General features: G+C 66.3%; 21 protein-coding genes. 6 read left to right on the top strand and 15 right to left on the bottom strand.

Annotated elements, in window-relative coordinates:
* The first annotated feature begins 81 nt into the window (after window positions 1-81).
* Together NA5_RS29310 and NA5_RS29305 are read left to right on the top strand one after the other, a co-directional pair.
* Window positions 82-2,256, top strand: a complete 2,175-nt coding sequence (locus NA5_RS29310) for a thiamine pyrophosphate-dependent enzyme (RefSeq protein WP_084484510.1) — start codon at window positions 82-84, stop codon at window positions 2,254-2,256.
* Window positions 2,257-2,405: 149 nt separating this feature from the next.
* Window positions 2,406-2,885 carry an SRPBCC family protein gene (locus NA5_RS29305; protein ID WP_062991931.1) on the top strand — a complete coding sequence of 160 codons (480 nt, stop codon included), beginning with the start codon at window positions 2,406-2,408 and terminating at the stop codon, window positions 2,883-2,885.
* Window positions 2,886-2,890: 5 nt separating this feature from the next.
* Here NA5_RS29305 and NA5_RS29300 read toward each other — a convergent pair whose 3' ends face one another.
* Window positions 2,891-3,877: an alpha/beta fold hydrolase gene (locus NA5_RS29300; protein WP_245672449.1), complete on the bottom strand. Its 987-nt coding sequence runs from the start codon at window positions 3,875-3,877 to the stop codon at window positions 2,891-2,893.
* 54 nt (window positions 3,878-3,931) lie between these two features.
* Between NA5_RS29300 and NA5_RS29295 the strand changes: the two genes are divergently transcribed.
* On the top strand, window positions 3,932-4,780 hold the full coding sequence (locus NA5_RS29295; protein WP_062991816.1) for an SDR family NAD(P)-dependent oxidoreductase: 849 nt from the start codon (window positions 3,932-3,934) through the stop codon (window positions 4,778-4,780).
* Between the two features lie 3 nt (window positions 4,781-4,783).
* Here the strand turns inward: NA5_RS29295 and NA5_RS29290 are convergent, their stop codons facing one another.
* A complete protein-coding gene (locus tag NA5_RS29290) occupies window positions 4,784-5,617 on the bottom strand; it encodes a LysR family transcriptional regulator (RefSeq protein ID WP_062991814.1) in 834 nt (277 codons plus the stop codon).
* A 70-nt stretch (window positions 5,618-5,687) separates the two neighbouring features.
* Here NA5_RS29290 and NA5_RS29285 point away from each other — a divergent pair, with 70 nt between their 5' ends.
* Complete coding sequence (locus tag NA5_RS29285) at window positions 5,688-6,821, top strand: YbfB/YjiJ family MFS transporter (RefSeq protein ID WP_062991812.1); 1,134 nt, start codon at window positions 5,688-5,690, stop codon at window positions 6,819-6,821.
* Here NA5_RS29285 and secG read toward each other — a convergent pair.
* Genes secG through NA5_RS29265 form a run of 4 tightly spaced genes read right to left on the bottom strand, consistent with a single transcriptional unit; the run spans window position 6,808 to window position 10,054 of the window.
* Window positions 6,808-7,041 (bottom strand): preprotein translocase subunit SecG, encoded by a 234-nt coding sequence (gene secG, locus NA5_RS29280; protein WP_062991810.1) that lies wholly within the window; start codon window positions 7,039-7,041, stop codon window positions 6,808-6,810. The two genes, NA5_RS29285 and secG, sit on opposite strands and share 14 nt — an antisense overlap.
* 58 nt (window positions 7,042-7,099) lie before the next feature.
* Window positions 7,100-8,710, bottom strand: coding sequence for an MFS transporter (locus tag NA5_RS29275; protein WP_084484509.1), 1,611 nt, complete (start codon window positions 8,708-8,710; stop codon window positions 7,100-7,102).
* Between the two features lie 37 nt (window positions 8,711-8,747).
* Window positions 8,748-9,401 (bottom strand): hypothetical protein, encoded by a 654-nt coding sequence (locus NA5_RS29270; RefSeq protein WP_157110693.1) that lies wholly within the window; start codon window positions 9,399-9,401, stop codon window positions 8,748-8,750.
* On the bottom strand, window positions 9,398-10,054 hold the full coding sequence (locus NA5_RS29265; RefSeq protein WP_062991806.1) for a hypothetical protein: 657 nt from the start codon (window positions 10,052-10,054) through the stop codon (window positions 9,398-9,400). The genes NA5_RS29270 and NA5_RS29265 overlap by 4 nt, the downstream gene beginning before the upstream one ends.
* Before the next feature lie 383 nt (window positions 10,055-10,437).
* Between NA5_RS29265 and NA5_RS29255 the strand changes: the two genes are divergently transcribed.
* Window positions 10,438-11,232, top strand: coding sequence for an META domain-containing protein (locus NA5_RS29255; RefSeq protein ID WP_062991802.1), 795 nt, complete (start codon window positions 10,438-10,440; stop codon window positions 11,230-11,232).
* A gap of 2 nt (window positions 11,233-11,234) precedes the next feature.
* Complete coding sequence (locus NA5_RS29250; protein WP_062991800.1) at window positions 11,235-11,753, top strand: hypothetical protein; 519 nt, start codon at window positions 11,235-11,237, stop codon at window positions 11,751-11,753.
* Between the two features lie 6 nt (window positions 11,754-11,759).
* Here the strand turns inward: NA5_RS29250 and NA5_RS29245 are convergent, their stop codons facing one another.
* The 9 genes from NA5_RS29245 to NA5_RS29205 form a co-directional block, all read right to left on the bottom strand.
* Complete coding sequence (locus tag NA5_RS29245) at window positions 11,760-12,389, bottom strand: DUF1579 family protein (protein ID WP_157110692.1); 630 nt, start codon at window positions 12,387-12,389, stop codon at window positions 11,760-11,762.
* Between the two features lie 155 nt (window positions 12,390-12,544).
* The gene (gene tpiA / locus NA5_RS29240; protein WP_062991796.1) at window positions 12,545-13,330 is read right to left on the bottom strand and encodes a triose-phosphate isomerase; all 786 of its coding nucleotides are present in this window, start codon (window positions 13,328-13,330) and stop codon (window positions 12,545-12,547) included.
* A gap of 3 nt (window positions 13,331-13,333) precedes the next feature.
* Window positions 13,334-14,548, bottom strand: a complete 1,215-nt coding sequence (locus tag NA5_RS29235; RefSeq protein WP_062991793.1) for a phosphoglycerate kinase — start codon at window positions 14,546-14,548, stop codon at window positions 13,334-13,336.
* 5 nt (window positions 14,549-14,553) lie between these two features.
* Window positions 14,554-15,573, bottom strand: coding sequence for a type I glyceraldehyde-3-phosphate dehydrogenase (gene gap / locus NA5_RS29230; RefSeq protein ID WP_062991791.1), 1,020 nt, complete (start codon window positions 15,571-15,573; stop codon window positions 14,554-14,556).
* A 318-nt stretch (window positions 15,574-15,891) separates the two neighbouring features.
* The gene (gene whiA / locus NA5_RS29225; RefSeq protein ID WP_062991789.1) at window positions 15,892-16,875 is read right to left on the bottom strand and encodes a DNA-binding protein WhiA; all 984 of its coding nucleotides are present in this window, start codon (window positions 16,873-16,875) and stop codon (window positions 15,892-15,894) included.
* The gene (locus NA5_RS29220; RefSeq protein ID WP_062991787.1) at window positions 16,866-17,912 is read right to left on the bottom strand and encodes a gluconeogenesis factor YvcK family protein; all 1,047 of its coding nucleotides are present in this window, start codon (window positions 17,910-17,912) and stop codon (window positions 16,866-16,868) included. Before NA5_RS29220 ends, whiA begins: the two co-directional genes overlap by 10 nt.
* Window positions 17,909-18,913: an RNase adapter RapZ gene (gene rapZ / locus NA5_RS29215; protein ID WP_084484508.1), complete on the bottom strand. Its 1,005-nt coding sequence runs from the start codon at window positions 18,911-18,913 to the stop codon at window positions 17,909-17,911. The genes NA5_RS29220 and rapZ overlap by 4 nt, the downstream gene beginning before the upstream one ends.
* An 83-nt stretch (window positions 18,914-18,996) precedes the next feature.
* Complete coding sequence (gene uvrC, locus NA5_RS29210) at window positions 18,997-21,015, bottom strand: excinuclease ABC subunit UvrC (RefSeq protein WP_062991785.1); 2,019 nt, start codon at window positions 21,013-21,015, stop codon at window positions 18,997-18,999.
* A 45-nt stretch (window positions 21,016-21,060) separates the two neighbouring features.
* Window positions 21,061-21,787 (bottom strand): LysR substrate-binding domain-containing protein (locus NA5_RS29205; RefSeq protein WP_062991783.1); only part of this gene is annotated, 727 nt, incomplete at its 5' end.

The raw sequence follows: 21,787 nt of genomic DNA, 5'->3' as shown, positions 1-21,787 counted from the left end.
CTACCGCGTTGATCAGAATACTTTCGGAAATCGCACCGAAATCGGGCCCTCGGAGCGGCATCCGTCGGAGATGATCACAGCGTGACCGAACAGCGAGTCGATCTTGATGAACGGTTCCGGGCCGAACTATCGGCGCTGGAGCCGCGACCGAGCCGTCCCGTCGAGCAGCCGCTCGAGGGTGTCGGGCTCACCGGAGCCCAATGCCTGGAGCTGTTCGAATCACAGGCGACCAGTAGACATCTCGATCTGGCGGCGCGCCGGCTGGGCAGTGCGAAGCGCGGCTACTACAGCATCGGGTCATCCGGGCACGAGGGCAATGCGACGGTGGCGGCGGCCCTGCGCCGCACCGATCCAGCGCTGCTGCACTATCGCTCGGGGGCATTCTTCGTGCACCGGGCCAGGCAAGTGCCCGGTCTGGACCCGATCAGGGATGTGCTGCTCGGCGTGGTCGCGGCGGCCGCCGAACCGATATCCGGCGGCCGACACAAGGTTTTCGGCAGCAAACCGGCTGCGGTGATCCCACAGACCTCCACCATCGCCTCACACCTGCCGCGTGCCGTCGGACTCGCCTTCGCGATCGAACGCGCGGCACGGCTCGGTGTCGCCTGCGAATGGCCGTCGGATTCGGTGGTGCTGTGCAGTTTCGGCGACGCGTCGGCCAATCACTCGACTGCCGCCGGTGCCATCAATGCCGCGATTCACACTGCACGCCAAGGGGTTCCGCTGCCGCTGCTGTTCGTATGCGAGGACAATGGCATCGGCATCAGCGTCCCGACCCCGCCGGGTTGGATCGAACAGTCCTACGGCATTCGCCTCGGTCTGCAGTATTTCGACGCGGACGGCTGCGATCTCCTCGACGCCGCGACAACCGCGACCCAGGCGGTCGACTGGGTGCGCGAACAGCGCAAACCCGCCTTCCTCCATCTGAGCACCGTTCGTCTCATGGGACATGCCGGATCCGATGTCGAATCCGGCTACCGCAGCCGCACCGATATCGCCGCCGACCTGCGCCGCGACCCGGTGACCGCAACCGGTCGCCTCTTGGTCACCTCCGGCGTCGCCACCCCGACCGAAGTCATCGCCCGCTACGACGATATCGGTGGCCGAGTCGCCGCCATGGCCGAATCCGTATGCCACGAACCGAAATTGACCTCTGCCGCTGCGGTGACGGCACCGTTGGCCCCACTGCAACCGGACCTGGTGCAAGCCGATGCGTTGCGTCGAGGACACGCGATTACCCAAGGTGATCCGGTGACATTGGCGCAGGCGATCAATCAGACGCTCGCCGCGCTGCTCGACCAGGACAACGACATCCTGGTGTTCGGCGAAGACGTCGGGCGCAAGGGTGGCGTGTACGGCGTCACCAAGGGCTTGCAGAAAAAGTTCGGAGTGCGCCGGGTCTTCGATACGCTGCTCGACGAACAGAGCGTGCTCGGCACGGCGTTGGGCGCCGGGCTCGCCGGATTCGTGCCGATTCCGGAGATCCAGTATCTCGCCTACGTACACAATGCCGCCGACCAGTTGCGCGGGGAAGCCGCCACCCTGTCGTACTTCTCCCAGGGGCAATACCGGAATCCGATGGTCGTCCGCATCGCCGGTTATGGCTATCAGAAGGGGTTCGGCGGCCACTTCCACAACGACAATTCCATTGCGGCACTGCGCGATATCCCCGGCCTGATCATCGCCTCGCCCGCCCGCGCCGATGATGCCGCCGCGATGCTCCGCACCTGCGTCGGCGCCGCTCGCGTCGACGGCCGCGTCTGCGTCTACCTCGAACCCATCGCCCTCTACCACACCCGAGATCTGCACCACTCCGGCGATAATGCCTGGCTGGCAACACCTTCCGACACCGATCACGTCGCCGTCGGCCGGGCCCGCAGTTACGGCGACGGCACCGACCTCACCATCGTCACCTTCGCCAACGGCGTCCCCATGAGTCTGCGGGTAGCCCAAGGCCTCTCGTCGCGTGGCATCCGAGCCCGCGTCCTCGACCTGCGCTGGCTGTCCCCGCTGCCGACCGATGACCTACTCCAGCACGCCCGCGCCACCGGCCGAGTCCTCATCGCCGACGAAACCCGGCACACCGGCGGCGTCTCCGAATCCGTCTGCGCCGCCCTGATCGACGCCGGTTTCGACGGCCACGTATCCCGCGTGACCAGCGAAGACTCCTTCATCCCGCTGGGACCGGCGGCCACTACCGTCCTCCTGGACGAACCCGGAATCGAATCCGCCGCCATCGAACTGGTCACCCGCTGACCTGCCTGACCGGCGCGGGACTCGCCAACCCCTCGCATCGGCGAGTACGGATCCGACACGCGGTAGCTCACTTCCCGGGAATCGGATTCGGCGTGGTGACCGAGGAAATACAGTGGACATACGGTGACCAGCGGCGAAAGGGCACGGCTATGACCACGATGTCCATGCTCGGCGAGGTACGACCCGAACACGATCGGGCGATCGAGGAGGGCCGGGTGCTCCTGCACTTTCTGCGGTCGTTCCGCATGCCCGTACTCGACGTATGGTCCGCATGCGCCGAACACCGGCAATTGGATCGCTGGTTCGGGAAGGTCACCGGCGGTAATGGCAACCTGACCATCGAACCGTTCGACGGTCCCGTCCCCGGCCCCATCGCGATCCGCGTGGAAGACTGCCGCGCACCGCATGATCTGGTGATCCACATCGACGGCGGCATCCTGGAACTGCATATGACCCAGGTCGGCGTCGTCACCAATCTCGAACTGATCCGCCGCCACATCTGCCCCGCCGACGCCTGCGCAGTCGGCCCGCGCTGGCAGTATCTGCTGGACCGCCTCACCGCCTACCTGGACCGACGCCCACTTCCCAGCTGGGCCGACTATCCGGAATTGACCGACGAATATCGCTGACCCGGCTACTGGGTGAGGGCCGGATCCGGGACCAGGTCGCGGAGGTGGGTGGTGATCAAGGTATTGACCTCGTCGGTGCGTTCCAACTGCACGAGGTGACCCGCGTCCGCGATCTTGGTGACCGCCCGCAGGTCAGGAACGTTCGCGCGCAGGGTCGCGAGCGGGTCGCGGCCGCTGAAGCCTTCCATATCCGGATCGCGGTCGCCGTAAAGGAAATAGGCCGGAACGGAGATCTCGGCGTCGGCGAATTCGGCGGTGAGTTCCCAGTTCCGATCCAGCACCCGGTACCAGTTGAGACCGCCGGTGAAGCCGGTGTGCTCGAAATCCGCTGCCAGGGTGTCGAATTCGGCGATGGAGAGCCAACGCCACGGCAGTAGCGGGGCCTCGGGGAGAACATCGAGGTAGCCGGTCCCCTCGGCCGGGAAGCGCCAGGTGTCGAGGTAGTGGTAGTCGGCGCTGAGCGAATAGTAGACGCGAGCCAGGAATTCCCTTGTGCGACCGCCTAGTTCGGCATCGGCCACGCCGGGCTTCTGGAAATAGTCCAAGTGCAGGAAGTGACGCTGGGCGGCCTTGGCCCACAATTGCGATGGCGCGCGCGGCGGACGCGGAGCGAACGGGTTATTGAGCACGATGACGCCGCTCACCCGCTCCGGCGCGCGCAACGCCAACTCCCACACAAGCGCGGCCCCGAAGTCCAAGCCGACGAAGACCGCCTGTTCGGCCTCCATGTCATCGAGCAGGCCGAGCAGATCGCCGATGACGGCGCGGTTGGTGTAGTCCTCGATATCGGTAGGCACATCGGTGCGCCCGTATCCGCGCAAATCCGGCGCGACGGCCCGGTAGCCCGCCGCCGCGACGGCCGCAAGCTGGCGATGCCACATGAACCAGGTGTGCGGAAAGCCGTGGCAGAAGATCACCGGATGCCCCTCGCCCTGTTCGGCGACATGCATGCGAATGCCGTTGCTCGTCACGAACCGATGGATCAATTCCACTACGGCCTCCAATAGCTAGAACGTGTTCTTGTTTCACGGTAATGTCCCGGGATCGTGAACGGAATACCTCAGGTTCTAGGCGGCCGGGTCGCGGTGGTGACCGGCGCGAGCCGCGGCATCGGCAAGGGCATCGCGCTGGAGTTGGGCGCGGCGGGCGCTACCGTGTACGTCACCGGGCGCACGGCCGTACCGGGACGCCTACCGGGGACCGTGCACGCGACCGCGGCCGAGATCGACCTGCTCGGTGGCGCCGGGGTTCCGGTTGTCTGCGATCACCGTGACGACGACGCGGTCGAGCGACTATTCGAGCGGATCCGCAATGAGCACGGCCGACTCGATGTGCTGGTGAACAATGTCTACAACGCACCCGCCGCCGCGCGTTGGCTGGGCAAACCGTTCTGGGAGGTGCCGCCGCAGGCGTGGGATGAGACCTTCGATGTCGGCGTCCGATCACATTATGTCGCAAGCGTTTTCGCGGCACCGCTGCTGATCGAGTCGGCGGGCCTCATCGCCAATATCTCTTCGCCAGGCGCCGAGCGCTATATGCACAACTCGGTATACGGCGTGGCCAAGGCCGCGCTGGACCGGCTCACCTCGGATATGGCCGACGACCTCGCCGAGGCGGGCGTCACGGTGGTCTCGCTCTGGCCCGGAATCGTCGATACCGAGATGCTGCAAATGGTGCCACGCGATAAGGACGGCCGCCGCGTCGTCACCCTGCCGGGCGAGGGCACCTACGATCTCGACAACGCCGAATCGCCCCGATTTCCGGGCCGTGCCGTCGTCGCACTGGCCGCCGATCCGGACCGCTGCCAACGCTCCGGATCCGCTTGGCGCGTAGCCGATCTCGCCGAGGAATACGGATTCTCCGACGTCGACGGCCGGATCCCGCGCAACGACTGAGATTCAGACGAGACTCAGAAAGCGCTGTACCGATCGCAACGGCGTCGGCTTGACCCGCCAGGTCAGATAGATATGCGAGCGCGGCGCATCGACTATGTCGACATAGACCACGCCCGGATGCGGTGCACGAGTGCGCGCCAGCACCGGCACAATCCCGATACCGCGTTCGGCCGCGACGAGTTCGATCCATTCGTCGAAATTCGTGCATGTGATGACGGTGCGGTTCGGATCGGGCGCCTCCCACGATTCGGCATTGGTGGTGCCGGAAACGGTATTGGCCACCAGTGGATACCGGGCGAGATCGGCCCAGCGCACCCCGGTCGCGGTCGCCAGCGGTGAATGCACCGAAACCGCCAGTACCCGCTGCTCCGAATCGATTTCGCGGGATTCGAGATGGTGCGGCAACCAGATATCGTTGCGGTGGATGGCGATATCGATCGAGCGGTCATCGAGTGCGGCCATCGGGTCCTCTACGCGGCGCAGCGAAATCCGGCCGCCCAGCGCCTCGTAGCGGGTGCGGATCGCGGCGAACCAGGCATCGGGCAGCAGCCAGGAGAATCCGACCTCGATCGTGGCGCGCCTGCGCAGATCCGCCTGGACGGTCTCGAGATCGCCGATGATGCGCCTGCTGTGCTCGAGCAGCGCGGCTCCCTCGTCGGTCAGCTCGAAACGCCGGGACGTGCGCTCGATCAACCGACATTCGACCAGCCGTTCCAATTGCTGGATGGTTCGGGTCAGCGCGGGCTGGCTGAGGTGCAGCCGGGCGGCGGCGCGGGTGTAGTTCGCTTCCTCGCAGAGCGCGAGGTACGCCCGCAGGTGCCGCAGCTCGATATCCATGCGTTGAGCGTATACATCGTGCATAGAAAGCATTTCACAGGCTGGTCGGCGGACCATACCGTCGGATCCTGTGACCGCATCAGCACTCCTCGACACCCCGCGCCGCACCCTCGCACCAGCACTCGCCGCAGGTGCGGGCCTTGCCGCCGCCGTCGGTGTCGGGCGCTTCGCCTACACACCCCTGCTGCCCGCCATGGTGGACGCGCACCGCATCGATGCCCACGATGGCGCGCTCATCGCCGCCGCCAACTATGGGGGCTATCTCGCGGGCGCGGTGCTGCTCGCGCGTCGCCCGGACCTGAACAGCCGCAATACTTTTCGCATCTCGGCCGCGGTCCTGGTGGCCAGCGAGGCATCGGTCGCACTGCCCGGCCCTACGGTGCTTCCCGCGCTGCTGCGACTGATCGCGGGCGTGGCGAGCGCGGTGATCTTCGTCAGCTGCGCGGGGGCGATCGCTCGCCTGGGTGGCCGCGCGCACGCGGCGGGCATCGCCTTCGGCGGGGTCGGATTCGGTATCGCGCTCACGGGATTGCTCGCCCTGGCAGCGCGGCCGGTGCTGTCCTGGCAGGGGCTATGGCTCGGTGCCGCCGGGCTGACCGCCGTGCTCTTGCTGCCTGCCTTCCGACTGGATATTCACGGCGGGCACAGCACCGAGGTGGTCCGTGCGAAACGTACGAGCACAGCGTGGCGCGCACTGCTCATCGCCTACACGCTCGAAGGGGTCGGCTATATCGTGATCGGCACCTTCTTGGTCGCCGCCGTCGGCGCGCACAATGCGACGATCGGCTCGGCCATGTGGGTGATCGTCGGCGCGGCCGCCGCACCGGCGGTGCTCTGGAGCATTGCCGCACATCGCTGGACGCCGACGACCGCACTGGTCCTCGCGCTACTCGCGCAGTGCGCGTCGTCGGCCCTGCTCGCCTGGTCGACGACCATGTGGTCGGCGATCATCGCGGCGGCACTGTTCGGCGGGACGTTCATGGGCATCTGCATGCTCGCGATCCAGCTCGGCATCGAATTGACCGACCATCGGGCCGCGGCCACACTCACGGCGGGCTACGGCGCGGGGCAGATGCTAGGTCCGCTGGTCGTCGCACCGGTAATCGGCGACGGTTATGCGATGGCCTTCGTAATCGCGACTCTGGTGCTGGCGGCGGCGACAGCGGCGGCCGTCATCGTCGCCAGGCAAATCAAGCGAACTTGATCTCCAGGCCGATGCCGAGGATGGCGATGAGCCAGATCAGGCCGGTGAAGATGGTGATGCGGTCGAGGTTCTTCTCGACGACAGTCGATCCCGACAGGCTGGACTGCACGCCGCCACCAAACAAGCTGGACAGACCTCCACCCTTGGCGCGGTGCAGCAGCACCAGCAGCACCAGCAGCACGCTGGTGATGATCAGGAGGATATCCAGGAACATCCGCATGCCGGACAGTCTATGGGTGTGCGCCGGTACCCGCATAATCACCCCGGCTCGACGCGACCTACGGTGTGTCTACCGCGACCAGGTGTGTGGTGGTGTCCTGGCCGATCATGAACTCCGCGACGGCGCGTTCGCGCAATTGATCCTGGGCGGTGAGCCGCACCTGGTGCTGGTGCATATGCTCCGACCAGGAGCGCACCACGAATGCCTCGACATAGCGGTCGACCACGCCGACATCGCGATACAGCCGCCATTCCATCGCGCCGGTGCGCTGCATGGACCGTCCGACGAACACCATCGCGGCCAGGAATTCGTCGACCTTCTCCGGCGGGACATCGTAGGTGCGCAGCACCAGCACCGGTCCGTCCTCGGGATCCGGTTCGACGACCAGCTGCGGTTCCGGCCAGAAGGCGCTCGGGCTCAGATCCAATTCCTCCGCATTGTGGCGGATCGGCAGCCAGACCGAACTCAGCGCGGAACCCGCCAACAGCACCGCGGCCGCGAGCAATGCGGCCACCGGCCCCACCGCGCCGGCGACCAGACCCCACACCAGCGAACCGAGTGCCTGGCCGCCCATGAACACCAGCATGTACACCGACAACCCGCGCGCCCGCACCCATGCGGGCAACAGCAATTGCATGGTCGCGTTCATCGTCGACATCGCGAGCAGCCAGGCGAATCCGGCTCCCACCAGCAGTACCAGCACCACCGGCACGCTGTGCAGCACCGCCACACCCGCCGAGGCGATACCGAACAGGATCGCGGCCGCCGTCAATCGCTGCGTGGGCGTCAGCAGGGCGCGGACTCGCCCCAGGCCGACCGCACCCGTCACCGCACCGAGCCCGAGCGCGCCGAGCAGCAATCCATAGCCGGACGAGGACAAGCCGAGCTCGTCACGGGCGATTACCGGCAGCAGTGCCCACACCGCGCTCGCCGGGGCGATGAACAGAATCGAGCGCAACAGCACCCGGCGGATCGCGGGCGCCGCGCGGATGAATCGGGTGCCCGCCTGTAGCGCGGCCAGCGGACGTTCACTGGGCAGCTTCCGTTCCTTCGCCGGTCTGCGCCAGCTGAGCAGCACCGTGACGATGCCGACGAACGAGACCGCATTCAGCGCGAACACCAGCGTCGGCCCGGACACCGAAACCAGCACACCCGCGATGGCGGGACCGACCGCGCGCCCGATATTGATATTCATACTGCCCAGCGCGGCGGCGGACGGAATCTCTTCGCGCGCAACGAGTTCCGGCTGAATGGCCTGCCAAGACGGCCCGGTCAGCGCCTGCCCGCACCCGAGTAGGAACAGCAACGTCAACAGCACGCCCGGAGTGGTGTGCCCGGTCGCCGTCGACACCGCGAGCACCGCCGCCAACACCGCCATCGCCGACTGCGCCCCCACCAGCAACCTGCGCCGATCCAACAGATCCGCCAATACCCCCGACGGAATCGACAGCAGCATCACCGGCAATGTCGTCGCCGTCTGCACGAACGCCACCAATGTCGCGGCATTGGGCGCATCGACCAGAATCCACTGCGCCCCAACGGTTTGCATCCAGGTACCCAGATTCGAGACCAACTGCGCGATCCAGAGCGCCCGATAGATTCGCGACCGTAACGGCGCCCAGGTGGATAGAGGTGTCGTCGCATCGGCAGTGGTCACGGGCCCGAGCATAGCTACGGGTCGAAATACGTGCCGTTCGCTATATCCGTCAGTTGTACGGAGCTGATGGCCGAGGTCCGGGCGCGGCTCGGGTCGGCGGGGTGGCAGGCCGGGGCGGCTGGTAGTCGACCAGCGGGATCGGCCGCCGCAGATCGACCATGGCTGCCAACGGGATCGGATGTTCGCGCTTGATGATGGGCCCGACTTCCGGTGCGCCGATCGAGACCGTCACAGTGCAGTCACCAGGACCCAAAGCCGCGAGCATGCCATCGCGTACGGTCGCCATGAGCGGCCGAACCAGCACCGCGACACAGAGTTCGAGCTCGAATTCGCCCACCTGGCTGCCGTCGACGGTTACCTCGAGGCGCGGACAGTAGCTCCGGGTGACCTCGTGTTCGAACAACTCGACCCGCTCGACTCCGCCCGTCCGAGTACGCATCGCCGCACTGTGCAGCCGCTGGTAGCGACGCCAACCCGCGACCGCGACACCGCCGAGGTCGACCTCGAGCAACCCGTCCACCGCCCTGGCCACCTCACGCAGCGCCGCGGACCGCAGCACCTCGGTAGCGATCGGCGTTCTGCGTAACGCCAGTTGCTCGACCCCGCGCTCGTGCAGGCGCTCGGCCAATTCCCCCTCGACGACCTCACGCGCTGCCCGCCCGAACAACACCGCGCGAGCCGTTATCGATATCGGTCCCGTCATCGCGAAACCTCCCTTACCTGCAACTGCGACTCACCGACACGCAGCCGAACCCGGACGGCCGGAACAGTGGGACGCATGAACTCCCGAATATGAATCGACGGCCTCGATGCCCCGGCCACCTGCACGCGTACCAGCGGCGGGTGCGGCTCACCGCGGCCCGCGCGCGACCGATCGACGGCCTGCTTACGCCGTCGGCGCAGGACGACCGTCGCCACACCGAGGGCGAGGAGGAACACGCCGATGCCCAACACCTCACCGAAATGGTTGTCCCGCTGCGGATGGTCCACGGCCGACCCGGCGGTCGGCGTGACAGTTGTTTCCGCGACGGCTGATTGTCCGGTGGTTGTCGTGGTAATCGGCTTCGTGGTCGTCGTGATCGGCTTCGTGGTCGTGGTCGTGGTCGTGGTGGTCGCGTCGGAACGAGGGGCGATCGTGATCTGCCGGACAGCGGATTCCTCGCCGCAGGCGGCGCTGATCGTCTGCTGGCCGGTTGCGGCCTGATTGGACACGTCGATGGAAGTTTCGAACGAACCCTGGGTGACCGTCGCGTTCTGCGGCGAACCGGACCAGCTCGGGGTAATCCGGATCTGGTTGCAGTGCCAGTGATCGCCGCTCACGGTGAATTGTGTGCCGCGTTCCGCACGGGTTGGCACGCCGTTGAAAGTAGGCTCGGGACGCGGACAAGACTCCCCCACCGCACCAGCCGTAGTGCATTGCCCCGCGTTCGCTGTGGTTGTCGAAGGCGCGGTCGGCGACGGTGTGGTTGTAGTAGGCGCCGACATCGCCATCGGTACCGACGCCATGCCGACCATCCCCGCCGCGGCCACCGCGACAAGAAACGCTCGCGCCTCACTTCTCATGACTACCTCTCCGAAACGCGGATCGCCGAGCATCGATCCGTGCTACGGAACCAAGTCTGTGCCCGCCCCGACACACCGACATGAGTAACCCACTACCTGTTTAGACGGACGCACCCGCCGCGACGGCCAGCCGAGTTCTACGGTTTTCCAGCGTCGACGCCCGTACCATCGGCTACATGTCGGCTACATCGGTGCGCGTCGGAGTCCTGCTCGCGATTACGGCCGGTCTGGTGGCCGGGTGTTCGGATGACGATAAGAAAGCGGAGAAACCGGCGGGCTCGCCGATGGGGCGTACTTTCATCTCGACCGGGGTCGAGGGGCTGCAGATTCCGGGCGGCGGACCGATGACGCTCACCTTTGCCGATGGCAGGATCTCGGCGAACTCCGGCTGTAATACGGCCAATGGCACGGTGGATCTCACCGATGGGATCCTGCATGTCGGCACACTCGCGAGCACACTGCTGGCATGTCCGGAGGAACGTGGCCAGGCCGATAGTTGGCAGGACAAGGTATTGACCTCGCTGCCCAAATGGCGGGTCGACGATTCGACACTGACGCTGACCGGGAAGGAAGTAACGGTCACGTTGCTGGACAAGAAGGTCGCCCAGCCCGATCAGCCGCTCACCGGCACGACGTGGATCGTCTCCGCCCTGATGACGCCCGATGCGCAGATCCGTTCGCAGACACTCGATGATGTGAAGCCCTCGCTCAACATCGCGGCCGACGGCGGGGTCTCCGGCAGCGCCGGATGCAACCGCATGACCGGTCACGCCACCCCGGCACCGGCCGCCAATGGTCCGGATGTCACATTCCAGATCGGCACCACGAAGATGGCGTGCGCACCGGAGATCATGGAGATCGAGCAGGCGGTGCTGAAGGCCCTCGACGGCAAGACGACGGCCACCATCGACGCGGACACTCTGATCCTGCGCAATGCCAACGGCTTCGGCCTGACCATGCACGCGGTATAGCCGTGGACCAAAACACCTCCCGCACACCGGATCTGCGCCACCCGGACCGCAAACGCACCTGGCATACCGAGATCGGCCCGTGGCCGGATCTTCCGTCCGCCCACATCGAGAAGCTGCCCGCGCCGCCATCACCGGTAACCCTCGTCCGCTACGCCGAGCTCTACACCGCCGCGGGCCGCATCCGTCGCACCGACAGCGGCGGCTGGGATATGGATGCCGTCACCGCGCTACTCGCCGCGCGCGACGAATTCCTGCACACCACCTTCACTTTGGGCTTCATCGACCCCGATGGCGCACTCTTGGCCGAATGCTCGGTCGGCATCGCCGACGGCACAGCCAGGCTGTACATCGTGCACGCCACCAAGCAGCCCGCAGAACTCGCCCACCTCCTGCGCGGCACCCTGTACCGATTACACGTGCACTATCCGGACGTGCGGACCGCCGAAGTCTCGATGGACCCGCACGACGAGCCTTTGGAGCTGGCGCTCACCGCCTGCGGTTTCATAGTGAACCACCTCTGATCGGGACTACTTCCGCGTCAGGATCACCCGGTCCGCGATCCGCTCCGCCTCCCCGGGCGGGGCGAAGTAGATCTCCATGGTCACCCGATCGGCCGACTCCAGCTTGATCACCGTCCGCATCGGAATCGTCTTGCCGACGAACTGCGGACCGAGCACACCCGGATCGGTGAACTCCCCCGCCACCACGATGTCGGCGGCGCCGCCACTGGCCTTGGCGCCCTTGTAGGTCATCATCATCGGCGTCACGCTGTCCACCGTCGACCATTCGTAGCGGTCGTCGGTGGGCGAATAGCCGAGCGTGCCGAGTCGGTAATACGGTTTGCCGCCGAAGGTCCCCTCGGCCTCCTCCTGCATGAAGTTATCGCCCGTCTTGCCGATCCAGTGCCAGCGCGAGGTGATATCGCTCTTGATCGGATTGTCCGCGGTACCACCCGCGATGTAGGTCGACTTCGCGCCATTCCATTCGCCCACCAGCTGATTCAGCTTCTGGTGCCCGGCATCCTGGTTGGTGGGAGCCGCCTCGGAACTCGAGATGATTCCGACCGGTGAGGGCGAGTCGTCGGAGCATCCGGCCCCGAACGCGGTGCACGCTACAAGCATAACGGTGACGAGTGCGCGCGCCTTGATTGATCTCACGTGAAAGTCCTTGTCGGCCAATTGGATCTACAAACGCGAACAGCATCGCATCCCTGGCACCGGTAGGCCTCACCCCGAGCGGGAAGTCCCGAACGCGAATCAGCCCGGTAGTACGCGATCATGCGTACTACCGGGCTGATTCGAACAATCACCCGTCAGGGCAGCGGACCACCCGCGGCAATGGCGGACAGCGTGGCGAATTCGTCGCCCTTGAGCGAAGCACCGCCGACAAGCGCGCCATCGATATCGGTCTGCGCGACCAACTCGCCGACGTTCTTGGCATTCACCGAACCGCCGTAGAGCACCCGCACACCCGCCGCGACCTCGGCCGAGGCCAGTTCGACGATTTCCGCGCGAATCGCGCCGCAGACTTCCTGCGCGTCGGCGGGGGTGGCGACCTTACCGGTGCCGATGGCCCAGACCGGCTCGTAGGCGATGACGATCTTCGAAATCTCTTCTGCCGTCAGACCTTTGAGCGAACCACGCAACTGCTCGAGGTTGTACTCGACGTGGGTCTTCGCTTCACGGACATTGAGCCCCTCGCCGATGCACACGATCGGAGTGATCCCGTACTTCAGCGCCTGCTTGGTCTTGGCCAGCACGGTGGCGTCGTCCTCGGAGTGGTACTGCCGCCGCTCCGAATGGCCGACGACCGCGAAGGTGCAGCCCAGCTTGGACAGCATCGCGGCGCTGATCTCACCGGTGTACGCGCCCTCGTCGTGCGTCGAAACATCCTGCGCACCATAGGTGAGCAGCAGTTTGTCGCCCTCGACGAGAGTCTGCACACTGCGGATATCGGTGAACGGCGGAATCACCGCGACGTCGACCTTGGCGAAGTACTTCTCCGGCAGCGCGAAGGCGATCTTCTGCACCAGGGCGATGGCCTCGAGATGGTTGAGGTTCATCTTCCAGTTGCCCGCGATGAGCGGTTTGCGTGCCATGGTTCAGTCCTCCAATACCGCGATACCGGGCAGTTCCTTGCCCTCGAGGTATTCCAGGGATGCGCCGCCACCGGTGGAGATGTGCGAGAAGCCATCCTCGGGCAGGCCCAGCGCGCGCACGGCCGCGGCCGAATCACCACCGCCGACAACGGTGAAGGCACCCTTGCCCGTCGCGGTCACGATCGCCTCGGCGACACCCCGGGTACCGGCGGCGAAGTTCTCGAACTCGAATACGCCCATCGGGCCGTTCCAGAACACCGTCTTGGCCTCGGTGAGCAGTGCCGCGAACCGGTCCACCGACTCGGGACCGACATCGAGTCCGAGCCAGCCGTCCGGAATCTCGTTGGCTGGTACCACCTTCGAGTCCGCGTCGGCCGCGAACTTATCCGCGACGACGATATCGCGCGGCAGGTGGATGACGTCCGCGTAGCGCTCCAGCAACCCCTTGCAGGTCTCGATCATTTCCTCCTGCAGCAGCGAGGCGCCGACCGAGAGACCCTGTGCGGCAAGGAAGGTGAAGCACATGCCGCCGCCGATCACCAGGGTGTCGACCTTGGGGGCAAGTGCCTCGATGACGGCCAGCTTGTCGGAGACCTTGGAACCGCCGAGCACCACCGCGTACGGGCGCTCCGAGTTCTCGGTCAGCTTGGCAAGCACCTCGACCTCGGCGGCGACCAGCGTGCCCGCGTAATGCGGCAGCAGCTTCGCCACGTCGTAGACCGAGGCCTGCTTGCGGTGCACCACGCCGAAGCCGTCGGAGACGAACGCACCGTCATCGCCGACCAGCTCGACCAGCGCCGCCGCCAGCTTGGCCCGCTCGGCATCGTCCTTGCTGGTCTCGCGCGGATCGAAGCGCACGTTCTCCAGCAGCAGCACATCGCCGTCGGTCAGGCCCTCCGAGCGCGACAGCGCGTCGTAGCCGACGACATCACCGGCCAGCTGGACATTGCGGCCCAGCAGTTCGGCCAGCTTCACCGCGACCGGGGCGAGGGAGAACTTCGGATCCGGCTCACCCTTCGGACGGCCCAAATGAGCCGTGACGACCACCTTGGCACCGGCCTCGACCAGCGCCCGCAGCGTCGGCACCGAGGCGATGATGCGGCCCGGATCGGTGATCTCGCCGTTCTCGTCGAGAGGGACGTTCAGGTCGGAGCGCACGAGTACGCCCCGACCCTCGACACCCTCGTTCAGCAGATCCTGGAGCGTCTTGACTGCCATGCGCGTCAGAGCGACTTGCCGACGAGGCCGATGAGGTCGGCCAGGCGGTTGGAGTAGCCCCACTCGTTGTCGTACCAGCCGACGACCTTCACCTGGTCATCGATGGTCTTGATCAGCGGCGCGTCGTAGATGCACGAATGCGGGTCGGTAACGATGTCGCTGGATACGATCGGGTCCACGTTGTACTTCAGGATGCCCTTCAGCGCACCTTCGGCGGCGGCCTTGTAGGCGGCATTGATCTCATCGATCGAGGCCGACTTGCTCAGGGTCACGGTGAGGTCGGTGACCGAGCCCGTCGGGACCGGGACGCGCAGCGCGTAGCCGTCGAGCTTGCCGTTGAGCTCCGGAAGCACCAGGCCGATGGCCTTCGCGGCGCCGGTGCCGGTCGGCACGATGTTCAGCGCGGCGGCGCGGGCGCGGCGCAGGTCGCCGTGCGGACCGTCCTGCAGGTTCTGATCCTGGGTGTAGGCATGGATGGTGGTCATCAGGCCACGCTCGATGCCGAAGCTGTCGTTGAGCACCTTCGCCAGCGGGCCGAGGCAGTTGGTGGTGCAGGACGCGTTGGAGATGATGTTCTGGCTGCCGTCGTACTTGTCGTCGTTGACGCCCATGACGACGGTCAGGTCCTCGCCCTTGGCGGGCGCGGAGATGATGACCTTCTTGGCGCCCGCGGCGATGTGCCCCTTCGCCTTGGTCGCGTCGGTGAAGATGCCGGTGGATTCGACGACCACGTCGACGCCGAGGTCACCCCACGGCAGCGCGGACGGGCCCTCCTTGATGGCCAGCGCCTTGATCCGCTGGTCGCCCACCACGATGATGTCGTCGCCGTCCAGCGACACATCCTGCGGCAAGCGGCCCAGGATCGAGTCGTACTTGAGCAGAGTGGCCAGCGTCGCGTTGTCGGTGAGGTCGTTGACCGCGACGATCTCGATGTCGGTGGTGCCGAGCGCCTTCTGCGCCTCCACCGCCCGGAAGAAGTTACGTCCGATACGGCCGAAGCCGTTGATGCCAACCCGGACAGTCACGTTATCGCTCCTCAGCTTTCAAGCGGATTCATTCCGATGCCATAAAACACAGTAGTGCCCGACGGTAGTCTCTCCGACACGCACCTGGCATTCCGGAGCAGGCGGGACCTGCGCAGACGCCCGGGTATGTGGTTTCGGTGCACAAATCCGCCGTCTGTGTCCTTGTTTCGGCTCACTATGGAATCCGGTGCACGACCCCGGTCACCTGCGGTCCGAGTGGTCCGGAAGGCGCCGCGGCCGCGGACTTCGGACCGTCAGCCGGGTGGACAGCCCTGTCTCGGAAAAACGAATCGCCGCCCCGTGGGGCGGCGATTCGACTCACGCTTCGTCGAGCAATTCGGCGGTGACGGCCGATTCGGTATCGGGCACCCCCAGTTCCTTGGCCCGGCGGTCCGCCATCGACAGCAGCCGTCGAATTCGGCCCGCCACAGCGTCTTTCGTCATCGGCGGATCGGCGAGCTGGCCGAGTTCCTCCAGCGACGCCTGCCGGTGCTGCACCCGCAACTTGCCCGCCGCGGCCAAATGATCTGGCACCTCCTCGCCCAGGATCTCCAGTGCGCGTTCGACTCTCGCGGCAGCGGCGACCGCGGCGCGGGCCGAACGGCGCAGATTCGCATCATCGAAATTGGCCAGACGGTTCGCGGTGGCCCGCACCTCGCGGCGCAGCCTACGCTCCTCCCAGACGATCCGGGTGTCCTGCGCGCCCATCCTGGTCAGTAGCGCACCGATGGCCTCGCCGTCGCGCACCACGACCCGATCGGTGCCGCGCACCTCACGTGCCTTGGCGGTGATGCCGAGCCGCCGCGCCGCACCCACGAGCGCCAGCGCGGCCTCCGGACCGGGGCAGCTGACCTCGAGCGCCGAGGAACGACCCGGTTCGGTGAGCGAGCCGTGCGCGAGAAACGCTCCGCGCCAAGCGGCTTCGGCATCGCCGATGCTGCCGCCGACCACCTGGGCGGGCAGACCGCGCACCGGACGACCGCGCACATCGAGCAGACCGGTCTGTCTGGCCAGCGCCTCGCCCTCCTTGGACACCCGCACCACATAGCGCGAGGTCTTGCGCAGACCGCCCGCACCGAGCACGTGTACATCGGAGCCGTAGCCGTACAGCTCGAAGATCTCCCGCCGTAGCCTGCGCGCGATGGAACCCATATCCACCTCGGCCTCGACGATCACCCGCCCGCCGACGATGTGCAGACCGCCCGCAAACCGCAGCAGCGCAGACAGTTCCGCCTTGCGGGAACTCACCTGCGAGACCGTGAGCCTGCTCAGCTCGTCCTTCACTTCGGCTGTCATCGCCACGAGACGCGCTCCTTTCCACCCAACCCGGAACGCACATCCTGACCCATGTGCCGTCCCTCGACTCGAAGCCCTGCCAGATGTGGCCGAGGTTGCCGGATCAGCTGATCCAGTGCGGCGGCAAGCTTTCCGGGGTGATGCCGGTCGGTTCCCGCTTCGGCGACATCGGAGAAGGTTACTCGCGCCCGCAATTGTTCGGCAGCCCTGGCCACATGTTCTCTTTCGCGACCCTCCGGCACCGACCCGGAATCGACCAGTACCTCGTCGACCACGAATTCCGGTGCGTGCTGGGACAATACATGGAGATGGCGTTCCGCGGAGAAACCCGCCGTTTCTCCTGGCTCCGCGGCCAGATTCAGCACCAGGACTTTGCGCGCTCTGGTATAGACCAGCGCGTCACGCAATTCGGGCACAAGCACATGCGGAATCACGCTGGTGAACCAGGAACCCGGGCCGAGCACAACGACATCGGCGTGCTCGATGGCCGAGGTGGCCTCCGGACTGGCGGGTGGATCGGACGGAATCAGCCGCACGCGCCGCACCTTACCCGGTGTCGTCGCGATGGCGACCTGGCCGCGGATGCAGCGGCTCACCCGCGGATCCGCTTCCAGCCCGGAAACATCCGCCTCGATATCGAGCGCGATCGGCGACATCGGCAGCACCCGTCCGGTGATACGCAACATCTTGGCGACCTCGTCGAGCGCGGCGACCGGATCACCGAGCACTTCGGTCAGCCCCGCGAGGATCAGATTGCCGACCGAATGTCCGGCCAGCGCGCCGGTACCGCCGAAGCGATGCTGCACGGTGCGCGTCCACACATCGTCACCGTCGGCGGCGAGCGCGGCGAGGGCCATGCGCAGATCACCGGGCGGTGGCACACCGAGTTCCGCGCGCAGTCTGCCCGATGAACCGCCGTCGTCGGCGACGGTCACCACCGCGCTGATCTTTCTGGTCAGCCGCCGCACCGCGGTGAGCGTCGCGTACAGCCCGTGCCCGCCACCGAGCGCAACTATAGCGGGGTCCGATTCCCACCCCGTCATTCGCGCCCCAGATCCCGGTGCACAACTCGCACGACATCGGCCGGACCGGATTCCTCGGTCTCTGAGCCGATCAGTTCGCCGAGCGCCTCGGCTATCGCAACGCTGCGGTGTTTACCTCCGGTGCAGCCCACTGCCACCGTCATGTATCGCTTCCCCTCTTGGCGGTAACCATTCGTCGTCAGGTCGACCAGGTGGTGGCAGGTGCTCAAGTAATCGGCCGCGCCGGGACGCGACAATACATACTCGCTGACCACGGTCTCCTGTCCCGAATGTTCCCGAAGTTCCGGTATCCAATGCGGATTGGGTAGAAAACGCACATCCAACACCATGTCCGCATCGAGTGGAACCCCGTACTTGAATCCGAACGACTGCACCGTCAGCTGCAGTGCGGTGGGCGCGCCGCCGCCATAGGCCTCCTCCAACTTGCGGTGCAGCTGGTGGATCGAGAGTTCGGTGGTGTCGATCACCAGGTCGGCCGCCGTTTTCACGGCGGAAAGGCGAATCCGTTCGGCCGCGATGCCCGCCGAGAGCGTACCGTCGGCGCTTTCGCTCTGCAGCGGGTGGCGCCGACGCGCGAAGCCGAAGCGCCGGATCAGCACGTCATCGGAGGCCTCCAGGAACAGGATCCTGGTCGGCACGCCCGCGGACCGCAGCTGCTCGGTGACGGCCGAGAGATCGCCGGTGAAGAAGCGACTGCGCACATCCATCACCAGGGCGAGGCGGCGAATCGGCGGTTCGGCGGAGGCGCCGAGTTCGACCATCCGGCCGATCAGCTCCGGCGGCAGGTTATCGGTGACATACCACCCAAGGTCCTCGAGTACGCGGGCCGCGGTGCCGCGACCCGCGCCGGAAAGGCCGGTCACGATGACGACCTCGACCTTCGGCTGCGGTGGGTTGCCGTCGCCGCGTTCGACAGGTGCGCCGAGGGTGCCCGCGGGGCCGGTCCGCCCAGCGGCCGACCGCGGGCTGCCCGCACTGTTGTTCGATTCGACGCGTGTCATTTCCTACCGGATCTGTGTCAGGGTGCCTGTCGATCATCCCGCACCGGTTCCGGTATCGGGCGCAGACACACAACGTAGGTGTCTTATTCCTCCCGCAATGCGGCCAAAACGGCCTTAGCGGTCGCCACACCGATGCCGGGCACCTCGATGATCTGCTCGACCGTGGCCTCCTTCAGTTTGGCAACCGACCCGAAATGCGTGACCAGCGCGGTCCGGCGGGATTCGCCGAGGCCGCGCACCGAGTCCAATGCGGATGCGGTCATCCGGCGCGAGCGTTTGCTGCGGTGGAAGGTGATGGCGAAGCGGTGCGCCTCGTCGCGCACCCGCTGCAGAAGATATAGCGACTCGCTATTGCGGGGCATGATCACCGGATCGCTCTCCCCTGGCACCCACACCTCTTCGAGCCGTTTGGCCAGACCGATCACCGCGACGTCGGTGATGCCGAGTTCGTCGAGGACCTCCGCGGCGGCCGCCACCTGGGGTGCGCCGCCGTCGACCACATAGAGGTTCGGCGGGTAGGCGAATTTCCGCGGACGGCCGGTGCGTGGATCGATACCGGGGCGTGAGGTGAGTTCGAGGTCGTCGGCGGAGTGACCGTTTTCCTGACCGGATGCCAGTTCCTCGGCCGCCAGCTCGTCGCGTTCGCGGCGCAGACGATAGAAGCGCCGCCTGGTCACCTCCGCGATACTGCCGACATCATCGGAGCGACCCTCGCCCGCGGCCTCCTTGATCGCGTAATGGCGATATTCGGACTTGCGCGGCAGGCCGTCCTCGAACACCACCAACGAGGCCACCACATCGGTGCCCTGCACGTGGCTGATATCCACACACTCGATTCGTAGCGGCGCACTGTCGAGATCGAGAGCATCTTGAATGTCTTGCAGCGCAGCGGATCTCGAGGTCAGATCGCCCGCGCGCTTGAGTTTGTGCTGGGCCAGCGCCTCCATCGCATTACGCTGCACGGTTTCCGCGAGCGCCTTCTTGTCACCGCGCTGAGGCACCCGTAGTCGCACCGCCGAGCCGCGCAGTCGGCTCAACCATTCCTGCACCTGTTCGGCGTCGGCGGGCAGTTCCGGTACCAGCACCTCGCGCGGCACCGCGGTGGCCGGTTGCTCGTCCTCGCCCTGTTCGGCCATCGCGGCCTGCTCACCGTAGAACTGAGTGAGAAACTGCTCGACCAAAGCCGCGACCTCGCCACCGGCCTCCTGACCGTCGATAGCGTCGCCGGACTTGTCGACCACCCAGCCGCGCTGACCGCGCACCCGGCCGTCACGGACGTGGAAGATCTGCACCGCCACCTCGAGCTCATCGATGGCGAAGGCGACCACATCGGCGTCGGTGCCGGTTCCCAGGACGACAGCCTGCTTCTCCAGCGCCCGTCGCAGCGCTTGAACGTCATCGCGCAGCCGCGCAGCGGTTTCGAAGTCCAGGTCTTCGGCGGCGTCGTGCATCCGGCGCTCCAACTCGCGCACCATGCGGTCGGTGCGCCCGGCCAGGAAGTCGCAGAAGTCCTCGACGATCCGGCGATGCTCGTCGGCATCGACCCGGCCGATGCACGGCGCCGAGCACTTGTCGATATAGCCGAGCAGGCAGGGCCGCCCGATCTGGTTGTGCCGCTTGAAGACTCCGTTGGAGCAGGTGCGCGCGGGAAAGACCCGCAGCAGCAGATCGAGGGTCTCCCGGATGGCCCAGGCATGCGCGTACGGGCCGAAGTACCGCACCCCTTTCTTGCGCGCGCCGCGATAGACGAACAGGCGCGGGTACTCCTCGTTCAAGGTGACCGCCAGCACCGGATACGACTTGTCGTCCCGATACCGCACGTTGAATCGCGGATCGAATTCCTTGATCCAGTTGTATTCCAGCTGAAGTGCTTCCACCTCGGTGGAGACCACGGTCCATTCGACGCTGGCCGCCGTCGTGACCATCTGCTTGGTCCGCGGATGCAGCGAAGCCACATCGGCGAAGTACGAATTCAACCTGCTGCGCAGGCTCTTCGCCTTGCCGACATAGATCACACGCCCGTGCGCGTCCCGGAATTTGTAGACACCGGGTTCAACGGGAATCGTGCCCGGCTTCGGCCGGTAGGTCGCGGGATCTGCCACGAATCCAAGCCTATCGACCGGGCCCGACACATCCGCACGGGCGGCTCAGCCGAAGCGGCGGGCACCGGCGACGATCGCGTCGCACAGCGCCTGCTCCGGCGCAGACAGGGTCGTGCGGCGCCGCATCAGGACGAATTCGAGGTCGCCAAGGGTCGGGAGTCGCGGGTCTGCGAGCGTGCGCAGACCGTCCGGGATCAGGGTTTCGGCATGCACGATGGCACCGAGACCGGCAAGGACGGCGGCGCGCAGGCCGAGCTGGCTGTCGCTGGTGCAGGTCACCCGCCAGGTCCGGGCGTCACGTTCAAGCGCCCGCAATGCGATGCGCCGGGTGAGGCTGGGTGGCGGATAGGTCACCAGCGGGACCGGATCGTCGAATTCCGTTGTGGCCGAACGGCCCACCCACACCAGACGATCGCGCCAGAGCAGTTCGCCGTGCCGTTCACCGGGCAGCCGTTTGCCGACGACGAGGTCGAGTTCGCCGGTTTCCATGCGCGTTTTCAGGTTTTCGCTCAGGCCGACGGTGAGCTCCAGATCGACGCCGGGATGGGTGCGCTGGAATTCCAGCAGTACGTCGGGGAGTTCGTGGGCCATCACATCGTCGGAGGCGCCGAGACGGATCAGGCCGGTGAGGGTGGAGTCGGAGAAGTAGCGCTCGGCCTGGCCCTGCGCGTCGAGGATGGTGCGGGCGAAGCCGACCATGGCCGCGCCGTCGGCGGTCAGCGCGAGATTGCGGGTGTCGCGACGGAACAATTCCCGGCCCGCGGCCTTCTCT

It is taken from the genome of Nocardia anaemiae NBRC 100462 (assembly GCF_001612725.1).
GTDB classification, from domain to species: Bacteria; Actinomycetota; Actinomycetes; order Mycobacteriales; family Mycobacteriaceae; genus Nocardia; species Nocardia anaemiae.
This window is presented reverse-complemented; position numbering and strand designations above follow the sequence as displayed.

What these genes read in the sequence shown, in the direction of transcription:
- NA5_RS29255 (WP_062991802.1), top strand. Translation starts at nt 10,438, where the DNA reads ATGTCGGCTACATCGGTGCGCGTCGGAGTCCTGCTCGCGATTACGGCC.
- NA5_RS29220 (WP_062991787.1), bottom strand. Translation starts at nt 17,912, where the DNA reads ATGACGGGGTGGGAATCGGACCCCGCTATAGTTGCGCTCGGTGGCGGG.
- NA5_RS29270 (WP_157110693.1), bottom strand. Translation starts at nt 9,401, where the DNA reads ATGACGGGACCGATATCGATAACGGCTCGCGCGGTGTTGTTCGGGCGG.
- rapZ (WP_084484508.1), bottom strand. Translation starts at nt 18,913, where the DNA reads ATGACACGCGTCGAATCGAACAACAGTGCGGGCAGCCCGCGGTCGGCC.
- tpiA (WP_062991796.1), bottom strand. Translation starts at nt 13,330, where the DNA reads ATGGCACGCAAACCGCTCATCGCGGGCAACTGGAAGATGAACCTCAAC.
- NA5_RS29305 (WP_062991931.1), top strand. Translation starts at nt 2,406, where the DNA reads ATGACCACGATGTCCATGCTCGGCGAGGTACGACCCGAACACGATCGG.
- secG (WP_062991810.1), bottom strand. Translation starts at nt 7,041, where the DNA reads ATGCGGATGTTCCTGGATATCCTCCTGATCATCACCAGCGTGCTGCTG.
- NA5_RS29290 (WP_062991814.1), bottom strand. Translation starts at nt 5,617, where the DNA reads ATGGATATCGAGCTGCGGCACCTGCGGGCGTACCTCGCGCTCTGCGAG.
- NA5_RS29235 (WP_062991793.1), bottom strand. Translation starts at nt 14,548, where the DNA reads ATGGCAGTCAAGACGCTCCAGGATCTGCTGAACGAGGGTGTCGAGGGT.
- NA5_RS29275 (WP_084484509.1), bottom strand. Translation starts at nt 8,710, where the DNA reads ATGCTCGGGCCCGTGACCACTGCCGATGCGACGACACCTCTATCCACC.